Annotated in this window: 18 protein-coding genes; 12 read left to right on the top strand and 6 right to left on the bottom strand. The window is 47.0% G+C overall.

Features of this window, described 5'->3' with window-relative positions; genetic code table 11:
• Positions 1-207: 207 nt before the first annotated feature.
• Positions 208-408 (bottom strand): hypothetical protein, encoded by a 201-nt coding sequence (locus WCT25_02210; GenBank protein ID MFA6536227.1) that lies wholly within the window; start codon positions 406-408, stop codon positions 208-210.
• 87 nt (positions 409-495) lie between these two features.
• A complete protein-coding gene (locus WCT25_02215; GenBank protein MFA6536228.1) occupies positions 496-1,461 on the bottom strand; it encodes a hypothetical protein in 966 nt (321 codons plus the stop codon).
• A gap of 113 nt (positions 1,462-1,574) precedes the next feature.
• On the opposite strand from WCT25_02215, the gene WCT25_02220 reads away from it, so the two are divergent.
• The 4 genes from WCT25_02220 (at position 1,575) to WCT25_02235 (ending at position 5,409) form a co-directional block, all read left to right on the top strand.
• Entirely contained in the window at positions 1,575-2,534 is a 960-nt protein-coding gene (locus WCT25_02220) for a hypothetical protein (GenBank protein ID MFA6536229.1), read from the top strand.
• A gap of 74 nt (positions 2,535-2,608) precedes the next feature.
• Complete coding sequence (locus WCT25_02225; protein ID MFA6536230.1) at positions 2,609-3,388, top strand: methyltransferase domain-containing protein; 780 nt, start codon at positions 2,609-2,611, stop codon at positions 3,386-3,388.
• 119 nt (positions 3,389-3,507) lie between these two features.
• Positions 3,508-3,903 (top strand): TspO/MBR family protein, encoded by a 396-nt coding sequence (locus WCT25_02230; protein MFA6536231.1) that lies wholly within the window; start codon positions 3,508-3,510, stop codon positions 3,901-3,903.
• 39 nt (positions 3,904-3,942) lie between these two features.
• Entirely contained in the window at positions 3,943-5,409 is a 1,467-nt protein-coding gene (locus tag WCT25_02235; GenBank protein MFA6536232.1) for an ABC-F family ATP-binding cassette domain-containing protein, read from the top strand.
• 4 nt (positions 5,410-5,413) lie between these two features.
• On the opposite strand, the gene WCT25_02240 is transcribed toward WCT25_02235, so the two are convergent.
• Both WCT25_02240 and WCT25_02245 read right to left on the bottom strand, forming a co-directional pair.
• Complete coding sequence (locus WCT25_02240) at positions 5,414-6,124, bottom strand: pseudouridine synthase (GenBank protein MFA6536233.1); 711 nt, start codon at positions 6,122-6,124, stop codon at positions 5,414-5,416.
• Positions 6,125-6,297: 173 nt separating this feature from the next.
• A complete protein-coding gene (locus WCT25_02245) occupies positions 6,298-7,707 on the bottom strand; it encodes a nitronate monooxygenase (GenBank protein MFA6536234.1) in 1,410 nt (469 codons plus the stop codon).
• Between the two features lie 170 nt (positions 7,708-7,877).
• Between WCT25_02245 and WCT25_02250 the strand changes: the two genes are divergently transcribed.
• From WCT25_02250 to WCT25_02260, 3 genes are all read left to right on the top strand, one after another.
• Positions 7,878-8,141, top strand: a complete 264-nt coding sequence (locus tag WCT25_02250) for an SWIB/MDM2 domain-containing protein (protein ID MFA6536235.1) — start codon at positions 7,878-7,880, stop codon at positions 8,139-8,141.
• Between the two features lie 149 nt (positions 8,142-8,290).
• Positions 8,291-9,016 carry a hypothetical protein gene (locus WCT25_02255; GenBank protein MFA6536236.1) on the top strand — a complete coding sequence of 242 codons (726 nt, stop codon included), beginning with the start codon at positions 8,291-8,293 and terminating at the stop codon, positions 9,014-9,016.
• A gap of 105 nt (positions 9,017-9,121) precedes the next feature.
• Entirely contained in the window at positions 9,122-9,640 is a 519-nt protein-coding gene (locus tag WCT25_02260) for a CxxC-x17-CxxC domain-containing protein (protein ID MFA6536237.1), read from the top strand.
• Between the two features lie 47 nt (positions 9,641-9,687).
• On the opposite strand, the gene WCT25_02265 is transcribed toward WCT25_02260, so the two are convergent.
• On the bottom strand, positions 9,688-10,092 hold the full coding sequence (locus tag WCT25_02265) for a hypothetical protein (GenBank protein MFA6536238.1): 405 nt from the start codon (positions 10,090-10,092) through the stop codon (positions 9,688-9,690).
• A 70-nt stretch (positions 10,093-10,162) separates the two neighbouring features.
• Here WCT25_02265 and WCT25_02270 point away from each other — a divergent pair, with 70 nt between their 5' ends.
• From WCT25_02270 to WCT25_02285, 4 genes are all read left to right on the top strand, one after another.
• Positions 10,163-10,474 (top strand): hypothetical protein, encoded by a 312-nt coding sequence (locus WCT25_02270; GenBank protein MFA6536239.1) that lies wholly within the window; start codon positions 10,163-10,165, stop codon positions 10,472-10,474.
• A 203-nt stretch (positions 10,475-10,677) separates the two neighbouring features.
• A complete protein-coding gene (locus tag WCT25_02275) occupies positions 10,678-10,875 on the top strand; it encodes a cold shock domain-containing protein (GenBank protein ID MFA6536240.1) in 198 nt (65 codons plus the stop codon).
• 190 nt (positions 10,876-11,065) lie between these two features.
• Positions 11,066-12,307, top strand: coding sequence for a DEAD/DEAH box helicase (locus WCT25_02280; GenBank protein MFA6536241.1), 1,242 nt, complete (start codon positions 11,066-11,068; stop codon positions 12,305-12,307).
• A 194-nt stretch (positions 12,308-12,501) separates the two neighbouring features.
• Positions 12,502-12,687 carry a hypothetical protein gene (locus WCT25_02285; protein MFA6536242.1) on the top strand — a complete coding sequence of 62 codons (186 nt, stop codon included), beginning with the start codon at positions 12,502-12,504 and terminating at the stop codon, positions 12,685-12,687.
• Here the strand turns inward: WCT25_02285 and WCT25_02290 are convergent.
• Entirely contained in the window at positions 12,674-13,543 is an 870-nt protein-coding gene (locus WCT25_02290) for a M23 family metallopeptidase (protein MFA6536243.1), read from the bottom strand. The genes WCT25_02285 and WCT25_02290 overlap by 14 nt on opposite strands.
• A gap of 51 nt (positions 13,544-13,594) precedes the next feature.
• Here WCT25_02290 and WCT25_02295 point away from each other — a divergent pair, with 51 nt between their 5' ends.
• The gene (locus tag WCT25_02295; protein MFA6536244.1) at positions 13,595-13,990 is read left to right on the top strand and encodes a cupin domain-containing protein; all 396 of its coding nucleotides are present in this window, start codon (positions 13,595-13,597) and stop codon (positions 13,988-13,990) included.
• The last annotated feature ends 20 nt before the right edge of the window (positions 13,991-14,010 follow it).

Raw genomic sequence — 14,010 nt, forward strand, 5'->3', positions numbered from 1 at the left:
CTAGTAAAGCGCTTTAGTCAAGTAAAGTGGAAGTTCGGGTGTGGATAAGTGAAAAATATAAGAGTAAGCAAAGATAAATGAGAAATGAGATACAGGAGGCGGTGATAGGCCCGAGGAATCAATTTTTTAGATTTTGAGGGCAATTAAAAACCGCCCGAGACTTGTTTTGTGGGCTGTCCAAAATAAGTCTCGGGCGGGTGAGGGAAGTTAACTTCGCAAGATCAGGCCGAAGGCGACTCCGACCCAGAACTGCCAAGATAACTTCTTAAAGACCGTACTCACGATTTTCTTACTGCGAGCGCTGTACGCCCCACCACAACCGAAGGCTTTGGCGAAGAAGTAGCCGGCGCCCCACAACAAGAGGGTCGTGAGTAGGAAGGAAAGAACAACGGGAGAGTTAGCGTTCATGTCTACCTACATTATAGCAAAAAATGGAGCTTTTGTCAACTAACCTAGTAAGTAAAAAGGGCGCCCGGAGGGCGCCCTTGGAAATGCTTAGGAAAGACTGGCCATTTTGGCCAAATGAGCGGCCACGATCGGATCAGTGATGTCTCGGAGTTCTTGCCAAGTGAGACGTGTGCCGGTTAGTCGGGGTGAGCCACCGATAAGACTTGAGCCACTCCATCGGCTTCCTTCCGTCAGTCCCTCGGCCTGGTTGTAGGCTTCATAAAGTTCTTCAACCGGGAAGGGAGTGTACTGTGAGCGACGACCAACCGAGACCACATGCTTACCGTCAGGTCGCATTGCTACAAAACTGATGCAGGCGCACATACCCTGATTGAAGAGATGCTTTCGGGCTGTAGTGCCGCCTATTTCACGAATGATTTTGTAATACGGAGAGTTGTGCAGAATGTCACAGCGCAGGTCCGGTTCAATTTGCCCAGCCTGACCCATCATGAGATCGGTGATGCGACTCATCACGGCAAGCAGGTTGTCGTGGAGAGTCTGAGGCCCAGCCTTAGCCAATTCGCCAGACCTTCGCAAGTTGGTGTAGGGTTCGAAGACCCAGAAGCATTGTTTCGCTAAGTCGCTATCCAAATCAAGTGGGTAGGCACCACCAGTGATGTCCCACTTACTACTTAGGTTGAGTAGGCGGCTTATTGGCGGTACTGTTCTTGTCCCCTCAAGCAGTTTATGGTTGACGAGTTGCCAAGTCGCGAGGGAAGTGTCTTCATCGGTGTCGTTGAAGTAGATCTGGCCCTGTGGTTCGCCGTTGACCGCTAAGGCCTCCATCAAACCGGTCTTAATGGCAATCTCAACCTGCATGGCGGTTGACATGGTCGCGTCGCGCACGACGCCATGATGGTGATCAAAATTAAAGTGCAGAGTTTTTGGATCAAAACAAGGCGGGCCCTTGACCATTCCGTCTAAGGCGATTGACCGTGCCGGTGTGTTTGCTACGAACTCCGGCCAGGTCATTTCCTGTCTCGGCAAAGCTATCAGTTTAAAGGATCTGTTCATAATCTATTCCTTTCTTGACTCAAAATACTTGAAATAGGTGAAAAGTCAACGCCAGTTGACTTTTCACCCAAATTTGATATAATCCGCGAAGAAACCTCAAAAAAGGAAGTACTATGAAATATTCAGAATTGTCTGAATCTGGCAGGTCAGATCTCGAGCAAGTCAATCTCTACAAATTAGCGATGGATGTGGCCAAGATTCTTGACGGCCCCGATTTTACCGGTTTTGCTGGTGAGAAGGCTGGCGACTACGAGAAGCGACGCGCCGCTGACGAGCGAATCAAGTTTTTTGACTTGTTTTGCGCCGTCTTCACTAAAGCTGGTTTACCCCTTCCGCCATTTGAGCCGATTTTTGTGGAGGAGTTTCAGGACGAACCTTCGGAGAAGATTCGTACGGTGATGGAGCGGCTTACCACCGAGATTGATAAATTGGCACCGAAAGCTCGTAAGCTTGACGAAGTGTTGATTGCGGGAATTGCCGGACTTTTCGCATCCTTTCCGCATCTTTGCTCCGATTACGGTTCGGTCAGCGGGGCCGATTTGCTCCGGCTCGTTAACAGGCTTTTGATTCTGAATGACCTGAAGCCGATCCGGCCTGATTATTCTGATTGGAAGCCCGGTCCGGCTCTCGCCATGTCGAACACCTCGCAACCAGTTCGGGTCCTCATCTTTGACGATGACCGTACCGAAATTGCCAGAACTCTTGTCGGGTTGGTAGGCTGGCCTGGTTTGGACTTGGTGTCATTGCAATATCGTCCAGGCGTAGGTAGTCGCCGTGGTGATGTTGATGCCAAAGTGGCCGCGATGCAAAAAGCAGCCGAGTCCGTCATCGCACTTGATCCGGATGTGGTTTTGATGGATCAAGGTCTTGTTGATTTTGAAGGGTCGCAACTGATCCCTGTCATTCGACAGATTGCGACGAAGGAAATCATCTTTGTTGCCAACACTGGCGGCGAGGACGTTGATTTGCGACGGGCAGGGGCTTACCCCAACTGCGGGAAAGGCCAAAAACTGGATGGCCTACGTGGTGCCCTGCATTCAATTCGGACGGCGGCTCAGTTGTCGGCGCTTTGAACCGAGCTTGCCCCACACGCATGTGCGCGTGTGGGGCTTTTTTATGCTACGATTTGGTTATGGAAAAGAAAAAGATGACTAGAACAAAGGAATCAGGGACTTCTTGGAGTCAGGTTGCAAATTGGTATGACCAAGTTCTTAATGATCCGGACTCTTATCAAAGCCAAGTGATTTGGCCTAATTTGAAGAGGATATTGGGAGAGGTCAAAGGACAGAAGATGTTAGATTTGGCCTGTGGTCAAGGATTTTTTTCATTTGAAATCGCCAAACTGGGCGCTTCGGTTGTGGGGGTGGACATCTCTTCAGAACTAATTAAAAAGGCGCAGATGGAAAGTGAAAAGGCTAATCTAGGAATTGATTTTCAGGTGGCGCCGGCCGATAAACTGGATTTTCTTCCGGCCGGACTTTTTGATACGGTGGTAATGGTGCTCGCGGCGCAAAATATCAAGGAGCTGGATCGAGTTTTTGTCGAATGTGCCCGGGTTCTCAAAAAGTCCGGCCGCCTCATCTTGATTCTAAATCACCCGGCTTTTCGAGTGCCTCAGTTCTCTGATTGGCATTTCAATGAACTTACTAAAGTTCAGGGTCGAATAGTTGATAAGTATTTATCCGAAGCACAGATTGAGATTAAGACCCATCCTGGTCGGGAGAACAGTTCGCAAACAATCTCTTTTCACAGGCCACTTCAAGTTTATTTCAAGTGGCTCGCTAAAAATAGTTTTGCCGTAGTTCGGCTGGAAGAGTGGATTTCTCATAAGAAGAGCCAGCCGAGTGCTTTGCGCGTAGTCGCCGAGGACAAAGCCCGGAAAGAAATCCCAATGTTTATGTGTTTGGAAGCTAAGTTGTTAAATTAATATTACTCTGACTAAATAAAGGGGCGAGTGGGGCGATGGAGGAGTCGCCACGATGGCAATGGGGTTTGCCAAAGTCGGACCAAGACAAGGATTCAGGCCAAAAGTGATATAATTTTGCTATGTCGGCTTACTCTTGGTATTCACAACTCATCAAACCCTCGTGGGCGCCACCTTCATGGCTTTTTGGCCCAGTTTGGACTTTTCTCTATGTTCTAATCGCAATTTCCTATGGCACAGTTTTCTATAAAGTTTTTACTAAGCAATTACCGGCTATTGTTGCTTTGCCTTTTGTCCTCAATCTGATTTTTAATTTCGCTTTTACGCCAATCCAATTTGGTCTCCAAAATAATTATTTGGGAGCAGCCGACATTTTATTGGTACTCGGAACTTTGATTTGGGCCATGATTGTGATTTATCCACATTTTAAGTGGATTACTTATCTTCAAATTCCATACTTAGTTTGGGTTCTATTTGCAACAGCTTTGCAACTTACCATAACCTTTCTCAATCGTTAGGCTTTCTATTTGGCTCAAAATGGGATACTCTATGGGCCCATGGCTCAAGATGAAGTAATATTTCGATTCGAAGATGTCAGTTTTGAATATGGTCACAACAAACCCATCCTAGATGAGGTCAATTGCTCTGTTCGTCGTGGTTCAAAAATCACGATTATGGGGCAAAATGGCGCCGGTAAAACTACGATTTTTGGTTTAATTTCCGGAGTCTTGAAGCCGGAATCCGGCAAAGTCGTTGTCGGTAATGGCGTGACTATCGCCGTTTCTAGACAGGTGGTGCCGCGCGACGAACTTGAGCTTTCCGTTCGGGAGTTTTTCCTAAAATGTTTTCCTAAAAAAATTTATGATATTGATCCCAGGATTGATGCGGTGCTTGAGGTTGTAAACCTGAAAGGTCATACCAAAGTTCATGATCGAATCATTAAAAGTTTTTCCGGTGGCCAGCAGGCTCGGCTACTTTTGGCTTCAGCTTTAATCCAAAATCCAGATCTTTTGCTTTTGGATGAGCCGACTAATAATTTAGATAAAGCCGGCATCCTTCATCTGACCGAATTTCTCAAAAATTATGAGAAGACAGTTATTGTAATTTCTCACGATGCCGAGTTTCTTAATGCTTTTTCAACCGGTGTGCTTTACTTGGATATCTTTACTCGCCAGCTGGAACAGTATGTGGGCAATTATTTTGACGTGGCCGAGCAGATTACTGCTCGGGTGGAAAAAGAAAATCGCAAAAATGCCCAGCTGGCCAAGGAAATTCAAGAGAACAAAGACAAGGCCAACTTTTTTGCCAACAAAGGTGGCCAGATGCGCTTGGTAGCCAAGCGGATGCGAGAGAAAGCTGAGGAACTTGAGGAGTCCAAGGTTGACATCAGGCGCGAGGATAAAACTATCCGCCCTTTCACCATCCCGACTCAATCGGATTTACTCGGTGACATTTTGAAAATCACAGCTTTCTCAACCATGAGTCCTAAAACTCACAAATTACTTTCTCGCAAAACCAATATCACTTTGCGTCGCAATCAGCACTTACTTTTGCGAGGACCAAACGGTATTGGCAAAAGCACCTTGCTCGAATCGATTGCCAAAGGTGAATCAAAAGGGGTGACCATTATGAGTGGAGTTAAAGTCGGCTATTATAGGCAGGATTTTTCGACCCTCAATTTTGAAGATACGGTCCATGATTCACTGCTGTCAGTGATGGATAAACACATTGAGGAGGTGATGCGATCGACAGCCGCCGGTTTTTTAATCAACGGGGAAATGATCAAGAGTAAAATCGGCAGTCTCTCGGAAGGGCAGAAGGGACTGGTGGCTTTTGCCCGTTTGGTTTTACAAAAACCCGGTCTTTTGATTCTCGATGAGCCGACGAATCATATTAATTTTCGTCATATTCCAATTATTGCCGAGGCGCTTGATAAATATGGGGGCGCGATGATTTTGGTAAGTCACGTGCCAGATTTTGTGAGCAAAATCCGGATTGACGAGATTCTTGATTTAGAAAAATAGTTGGCTATAGATTTAGGCCAGAGAGAAAATCAGCCAGTTCTCTGCCGGCGAGCTCTCTTACGGTGCCGGATTTAAGGGAGCCGAGCTTGATATTCATAATGCGGATACGTTTGAGGTCGACGACTTCGTTGAAAAGGGCCGAGACCATGCGCCTGACTTGGTGGGTCTTGCCTTCGGTTAGAATAATGCGAAACTTTTTTTCGCCGATTCTCTCGGCTTTGGCCGGTTTGGCAATTTCGCCCTCGATTTTCAAACCACTGGCGATTTTCTCTTCAAAATTACTGCGCAGAGGTTGCGCGGTTGTGACCTCATACTCTTTGTCATGTTCAAATTTTGGATTAAGCAGGCGATCAGTCACTCGACCGTCGTTAGTCAAAATGATGAGTCCGTGCGAGTCTTTGTCTAGTCGACCAATTGGGAAAATTTTTAGCATTTGCAATTCCTTGGGTAAGGAACTTATGATGTCGAGATCTCTTTTGCCGTGTCTTTCCGGTTCGGCTCCGGTCGGCATGCCAATCGGTTTATTGAAGGCAAAGTAGGCGAATTTCGGAGCGGTTTTGCCGCGATATTTTACCTCGACGGTATCGGTTTCATTCACCCTGTCTCCGAGGACGGCGAGACGGCCGTTGATGAAAACTTTTTTGGCTGAAATGATTTCGTCGGCACCGCGGCGGGTGGAATAATTTTTTAAGGCGAGGTATTTGTTAATGCGCATAGGAAATTGCGCCGGATTATTATTCGGGTTAGCCGGGGAAGGCGGGTTATTTTGTCGGCGGTGATTGTCGGGGGATTTTCTCATGATTCGCAGTGTAGCATTGCAGTTCAAAATTTACTAATGGAAATTTAAAGCCCCGCAAAACAGTTGCTGTTTTGCGGGGCGGAGCTTTCTCAAGACAGAAGATACCCGACGGCATCTGTGGCACTGTATGAATCATCTGCCTTGGTCATCAATTTTCGCAAGAAACTGACATCATCACCCAAGGTGACAATCGGTATTTCGTCGTCACTCAATCCGGCGGTGGCGTAGAGACCGTTGCAAAGACAGCCTCGTCCGGTAGTCTCGGCCAGGTCACCACCTTTGCTCACAAATCTTTCGATTGGTTCGCCAGGGCAACGATAGCCGATACTGCCATCAGGCCTCTCGTAGAGAATTGCTAGGGCACCTTGGTCGCAGACTCGCTCTCGGCTTTGGTAGGTAGCCAAGTCAGAGATAGTGCCATCAAGGAGAACAACCTTAAACGGAAATCCGGTCGGGGAAATCCGCATGTCGGTTCGCACCTGTAGCTTGCCTTCGAACCCGAGCTCACGAATTTTTTGCCTGATGTCGGGTCGCATGCCGGATTGTTCGCAAAGAGCAAAGATACTGCCGGCTTGAATTCCGGTTGCTCCGACAGATTTAGCCCATTTGAGTTTTTCCGGTGAGGCGTAAGAACCGCCAATCCAGAATGGCAAACCAAGCTCGGCGATTTTGGCGTAGTTGACTACATCTTTTTCGCCGTAGGTAGGCTGGGGGACACCAGACTCGTCACGGATAATTTTTCTTGGTGGCGCATTGTGTCCGCCGGCGGTCGGCTCTTCGACCACGAAGCCCTGGACACTCCCTGGCGGCAACTTCTTGGTGAAGATTGTCGCCAGTAGGTTCGAGGCGATGATGGGAATGAAGCCGGGACGGCTGAGCTCTGGAAGTTTTTCACCAAAAAAGGCTTGAGGGTCAAAACTCATCGTGTATCCGGTAATCGTCTTACCTTCGACCGGGATGCGATAATTCAACACCCGATTTTCTGCCAGATTGGTCAGCACCTCCGGAATTTGAAGCGGGATGCCGGCACCCATGGTGACGAAATCCACACCGGCGAGCATGGCGCCCGTGATGGCGTAGATGTGCGGCATCGCAATCTTCTCCAGATAGTTGATGCTGACAGGGTTGCTGTGGCCTTCTTTGGCAAGCCAGACAAATGCGAAGTTTGCCGTTATTGTGGCGGCAATAATGCGGGACGAAGGTTGAATGCTCCAGATTGGGGCATTGCGATAAAGATCGCCTTTGCGAATGCCACCTTCGATAAAGTAGGCATCCAAAACTTCTTGGGCAATTTTGGGAAACGGGAAATGTTGGAGAGCGCGACGCAAGTGGCCGCCACAGTCGCCATCTTGGAGTTGATGGACCATTACTCTCTCCAAAGATACTCCGGAAACTGTACCGCGCTGTCCGAGCGCTGAAACTGCGCGAGCTAAGGGCCAGCTTGAGATGTTGAATCCCATGCCGCCTTGAATAATCGGCTGAGATATCGAGACATTCATAAGAGTCACTTTCTTTTAAGGAACTTTCAGATTACATCATAGCAGAGTGTCAAAGTTATGCGAGAAAATCGGGGGACAGGGTGGCTATTTTGACCCTGGCTTTGGGAGTGGCGTCCCTAGGGGAAAGGGTGTTAAAATACCGGGGTATCAATTAACAGTCTAAAAATATTATGGCAAAAGAAGCAAAAGCGAATTCGGCGTTTATGAAGCCGTTAAATGTTAGTCCGGAATTGGCAGCCGTTGTCGGTAAAGGTCCAATGCCTCGATCAGAGGTCGTTAAGGCTCTCTGGGTCTACATTAAAGGCAAGAATCTTCAGGATCCTAAAAACAAGCGAAACATCAACGCCGATGCCAACCTAAAAGCAGTTTTTGGTGGCAAGGCGGTTGTGAACATGTTTGAAATGACCAAGTTGGTTTCCAAGCACTTGTCCTAAGAAGTTGGGAGTGGGTAGTGGGTAGCAAGTAGTTGGGGAAAAGAAAGAAAAAACAAAAGACCGGCGCGCCGCGCGCCGGTCTTTTGTTTTGCTTGCTTTCATTCGCGTCTTGCGTATTATTGAAACAGAAACTGAACGAAAGGGAAACTATGAGAGAAGCCTTCTTGTTCACCAAGACTGATGTCGTGGTGGCCGAAAATTGCGCGGATCAGGATTTGAGGAGGGTGATTGCTCTCGCCATCGACCGGACGGTGATTGTTAAGACGCCGACGGTAATCGGCTCGGCGACAGTTATTGCCGATAAAATCATTACCTCGCTTCTTTTGGTTAGAGATTGTGAGATGGTTCGAGTTCGATTCTATCAAGGCAAGAGTGTGCCGGCGTTTGTGGTCAGGCGAAATCCGGACCTAAATTTGGCGGAGCTATTACCGACTGATCGAAGTCTGGAGGTCCCGAGCGCGCGAAAGCCTCTGGTCTCAACACCAAACCCGGACTTGGGAAAATTTGGAGCAATCGGAGACCCGCTTTTGGTAGTTAATACCGAGGCCGGAACCCATTCGGTCCGTGATGCTGGGGCACTCTATTCGACGAGAGTCTCCGGACGATTTGAAGAGTCCTGGAAAATCAGACCCAAAGCACCCAGAGGCTTAATTGGAGGGGGCGTTTGGGATCTTTCCGGAAGGTTTGTCGGGCTGGCAATCGGAGAAAAAATTCAACCGGACCCGGCGACTCTGCGTCTCGGTCATAGTCGATTCTCGGAACTGCAAGGCGAATCGGATGAGGGTGTCAAACTTGATCCGGCTGATTGTCCAATCCCGAGCGTCTATGCTCTGCGGGCTGGCTCGGTTCTGGATTTTGCCGAGTCATCCAATTAGCGAGTGACCCCTTACCTTAAGATAGGTAAGGGGTTTTTGATAAATTTGCTATTTTTCAAAAATAGTGCAGAATAGGTGAATTAGTACAATCCTAGCTTTATATCTATGGCAAATTTTAGACAAGGTGGAGGCAACAGGTTTGGTGATAATCGTGGCGGTTCGCGCTTTGGCGGTGGCGACCGTGGTGGTTTTCGGGGCGGTGACCGAGAAGTTAAGATGCACCAAGCAATTTGCGCGGAATGCCGAAAGAGCTGTGAAGTGCCTTTTCGTCCTACCAATGAGCGGCCGGTTTACTGTAAGGACTGCTTTATGAACAAAGGCGGGCCTTCGGGGGATAATCGTGGACCTCGACCAGATTTCAATAATCGCAGTTTCAGCAAGCCACAATTTGCTGGCAACCAAGGGGGCAATCAGGGTGGGGCTGATATTAAGCGTCAATTGGAAATGATTAATTCCAAATTGGACAAGCTGGTCGCGGCGTTAAGTCTGAATGCCGGACCCAAAGTGCCGGTTGTGAAAGAGGGGCTAAAGGAATCGGTTGCCGTAGCCACCAAAAGCGAAGCTAAAGACGTCCCGGTCAAGGCTAAAAAAACTGCCAGTAAAAAGTCAGCTAAGAAAAAGTAAATTGCCAGAAAACAAAAAACGCCAATTCGGCGTTTTTTGTTTGCCGGCTACTCTTTGAGCCAGGCGATGGCCTCGGTTTCAGTTGGGAAATTTTTTAAATTATCCCGTTCAGCCATTTCCTCAAGGATTTGTTGGATTAGCTCGTGGGTTTTGGTCCCGCCATAAGTTGCAGTCTTGTAGACGAAGGGCTTATCGGCTTTCATTAGTTCAACTAGGGCAGAGAGAATTTCTGGCGAGTTGTAGCCCTCAAGTTCTTGGATGTCGAGGAGAATCGCTATCGGTCGATTGGTTGGACAAGAGTGTTTTCGAGCCTGCTCGTTTAGCTCTTGTCCCCAAGCCTGAAGCGCCGGCAAATCACTAAGACCGAGCAGGCCGGAAGCGGTGGCTTTTACCACTTCACGCTCCGGAGTTAGCGGTTTAGCTTCTTCAACTGTTAAGGTCACTTTGTTCATTTAAGTCGGCTAAGTATAGCACGTGTCGAGCTGGTTACATTCGGCCGGTGTTAAGGGTTATAATTACCAAATGAAAAACTCCCAAATTTTGAAACCTGCCTTACTCCACGCATTCGGTGCTGTAGCCTACATCTATTTGGTGGCGACCTTTATGGGTAATGCCGAGTATATTTTGGGCCCTGCGCAAGAAACCTTAGGAGGGGTCCTTTTTCTGCTTCTTCTTGTGGTTTCAGTTGCTACGATGGGGATGCTAATTTTTGGTCGGCCAATCCTCTGGTATCTGGATGGGCAGAAAAAAGAGGCGGTTAGTTTGGCCATAGCCACAGTTTTGGTCCTCGTTTTAATAGGTATCCTGGTCTCGGTTATCTTAATTTTAAACTAAGGCTTAATCTCTAAATAACCCATAATCTAGGCCGTATTTAGGTTAGTAGTAAAATCGACTTGACAATTATATTGTTTTAGTATATACTTGTCAGCGTGTATTTATAGCACAAGAAACCAAGAGCCCAGCTCAATCGAAATTAAGCTTAGTTTCTATTGAGTTGGGTTCTATCGTCGAAGTTTCCAAATAAGCAAAAAATTCAAATGCAAGGAACAATCAAGACCTTAACTCCGAGAGGCTTCGGTTTCATCGCTCGAGAGGGCGAGACCAAAGACCTCTTCTTTCATTCAAAGGAATTGAAGGGTGTCACCTTCGAGGAATTGAAGGAAGGAGATACTGTCACCTTTGAAGTTGTCCAGGGCGAAAAAGGCCCGGCCGCTGTAGGTGTCTCACGAGCTTAATGCTCAACGAAAAACCACCCGAGTAAAATCAGGTGGTTTTTCGTTATAACGGTTTTTGTTGACAGCAAAGCTACTATTTGGTATAGTACTAGGGTAACTAAATCTCACGGTTTTTGTTGATTAATTATCTAAAAACTCTCGAGACGGACTCGTCGCCAATCACTTAAAGACGAGAGGTTATAGATAATCAATGCATCAGAAATCAAACAACAATAACGGCTACGGCCGAAACTCTTTTACTCGGCACGGCACCTCTAGGGCCGGGCAATTTTCTCGTTTCCGCGGTGGTGGCGGGGGTAATTTTGGCGGGCGTGGCAAAATGAGGGGCGAACACATCAACCCGGCGAAATTTATCAACAAAGCCGTGATTACCGAAGAGGTTGAACATTTCAAACCCGAGCACGCTTTTGAAGATTTTAAGATTGATCAAAAACTGAAACTGGCGATTGTCACCAAGGGTTTTAAGCAACCAACACCGATTCAAGACCGGGCGATCTCTCACATTTTGCAGGGTCGGGATGTCGTCGGTTTGGCTAATACCGGCACTGGTAAGACCGGCGCTTTTCTAATCCCTTTGATTAATAAGGTGATGCAAAATAGCAAGGAGCAGGTTCTTGTAATTGTGCCGACCCGTGAGCTCGCCATCCAGATTGATGCCGAACTCAAGGCCTTAACCAATGGTCTAAAGATTTTCTCGGTAGTTTGTGTTGGCGGGGTAGGCATCGGTTCGCAGTTAAGAGAATTGCGCTATCAAAATAATTTCATTATTGGCACTCCTGGGCGCTTGAAAGACTTAATTGAGCGGAAGGCCCTTCGGGTGGTTGAATTTAATACGGTAGTTTTGGATGAAGCTGACCGGATGCTTGATATGGGTTTTGTCAAAGATATGCGAGCCATCATGAATGGTATGCCGAAAACTCGCCAGACACTTTTCTTTTCCGCAACACTTTCAAGCGACATTGAAAAACTAATTACCGAATTTTTGCGTGAGCCGGTGCGAATTTCCGTCAAAACTGGCGATACTTCTAAAAATGTTGACCAAGATGTTATTAAAGTTGGTCTCGGCACCAATAAGCTCGAGATGTTGCACGATTTGTTAAAGCAGAAAGAATTCAGCAAGGTTCTAATTTTTGGTCGTACCAAACACGGTGTAGAAAAACTCTCGCAAGTCTTGGCCAAGAAAGGCTTTAAAGCGGAATCAATTCACGGCAACAAGAATCATTCTAAGCGCCAAAAAGCTCTTGGCCTTTTCAAGCAGAATCATATCCAAATTTTGGTGGCGACTGATGTGGCGGCTCGCGGTTTGGATATCCCCGATGTCAGCCATGTGATCAATTATGATATCCCGGCGACTCACGACGACTATGTTCACCGGATTGGTCGAACCGGTAGGGGTGATAAAAAGGGCAAAGCCCTAACTTTTATCGAATGAATCCCGTTAGAAATGTTTTGTTAAGAGGTACAGCACAAGAGTAAATGCTAAAAAATCTTAATCAAAATATTTCTATCGGTATTTTACGGAAACGCCCTCAAGTAAAACATTTAGTATGAACAACCGATTATCAAATTTAATAAATAGAAAATTGCTCCAGCCACGTGGATTGAGCGTTTCCTATTTCTAACGGGATGAAGCCTCACAAATTAAAAAATAATCTTTCAGTCTCTAAAAAACATTTTCAGCAAGACGGGAAATGGGTGGTTAAGCCGGTGAAAACCGTGATTTTGGTTTGCAGTTGCGGCAATAAATACATCAAGACTCGTCCTGACCAGGAGGCCTGTTTGCGCTGTCTGGTTGTTGTTAGGACTGCTTAAAAAACTCCAAAAATCTGGCCGGATCGATCGAAACGCCGCTAATTTTTATACTTAGATGCAAATGCGGACTTAAGGCGTAGCCGGTTTCACCACTTAGGCCAATTTTAGTTTCGCGGCCGACCAATTCTCCGGCCCTTACGTTCATTTTGGAAAGATGCATGTAATAAGAGACAACATCAAGACCATGATCAACAATTATGGTGTTGCCGTAGATTTCAAATTTTTTTGCTAACCTAACTATGCCGCGATTGATGGGATAGACGGCAGTGCCGACTGTGGCTTTGAAGTCCGTGCCTTTATGAGGGATTGAGTAGTAGCCGGTTTTTCTTAAGTAACCATAAATGTCGGTGATTTGAGGAGTGGGAACCGGATAACGGAAAGGCTGTGTCCAGTATCTCTTGCTAGTAGAAAAAATATTATTTAATATCAAATTTTCCTTGGTGAGGTTTGAGACCAAATTGTTTGCGGCTTGGGGCGTGTCGCCACCAAGTTTCTCCGGAATGCCGAGAGGAGCTTCAATTTTTTCTCGGGCTTGAACCTCGAAAGTTTTTTCAATTTTGGCACCGTTTTCAAGTACAACTTCAACTTTCCTTGGTCCGGCCCTGGCATAAAGGTCGATTGGAGCAAAGGCTGTCGGTTGTCTTTTAAATTCAAAAAACCAGAGTGATCGGTTTTCAAGTTTAATTCTCGCCACCTCATTGAGTCCGGCGTTTGAGACGGTAATCATTACCGGTTCGCCTTGAGCCGGTTCATTCGGAATGACGGAGATTGTCGGAAGTGTCGCCGCGGCCAGAACCGCGGCGCTCCCAAAGCCGAAAAATAGGACTAAGAGGCCGATGGCTACGAGATTTTTCATAAGTGAATTATAGCACCGCTTACCGGCAGGTTTTTATGGTAAAATTCTCTTATGTCCTACACCACAAACATTGTCAAAGCGACTGAAGAGAATGATAACTTTCGTCGAGTACTTTTTACTGGTGATAAAAGTCAGCTCGTGGTTATGGAAGTTCCGCCTGGCGGGGAAATCGGTGAGGAGGTTCATGCCCATGTCGAGCAAACTTTATTCTTTCTAAGCGGTGATGGTAAGGCCATTCTTGACGGCAAAGAAACTCCGGTTACTGCCGGTGATGTGGTCGTGGTAACCCCCGGAACCAAACATAATTTTGTGAATACCGGCTCTTTAGCCCTAAAGGTCTATACTGTTTATGCGCCAGCCAATCATTTGGACGGGCGAGTGCATCGGACAAAAGCGGAGGCGGATAAAGATGCGGATGATGAGGCTTTTGGCGAGGCCGTACGGTAGTTGCGGTGTTAGCCCAAGAA

Source organism: Candidatus Paceibacterota bacterium (genome assembly GCA_041666545.1).
In the GTDB taxonomy this organism is placed as follows: domain Bacteria; phylum Patescibacteriota; class Minisyncoccia; order Phycocordibacterales; family JBAYGS01; genus JBAYGS01.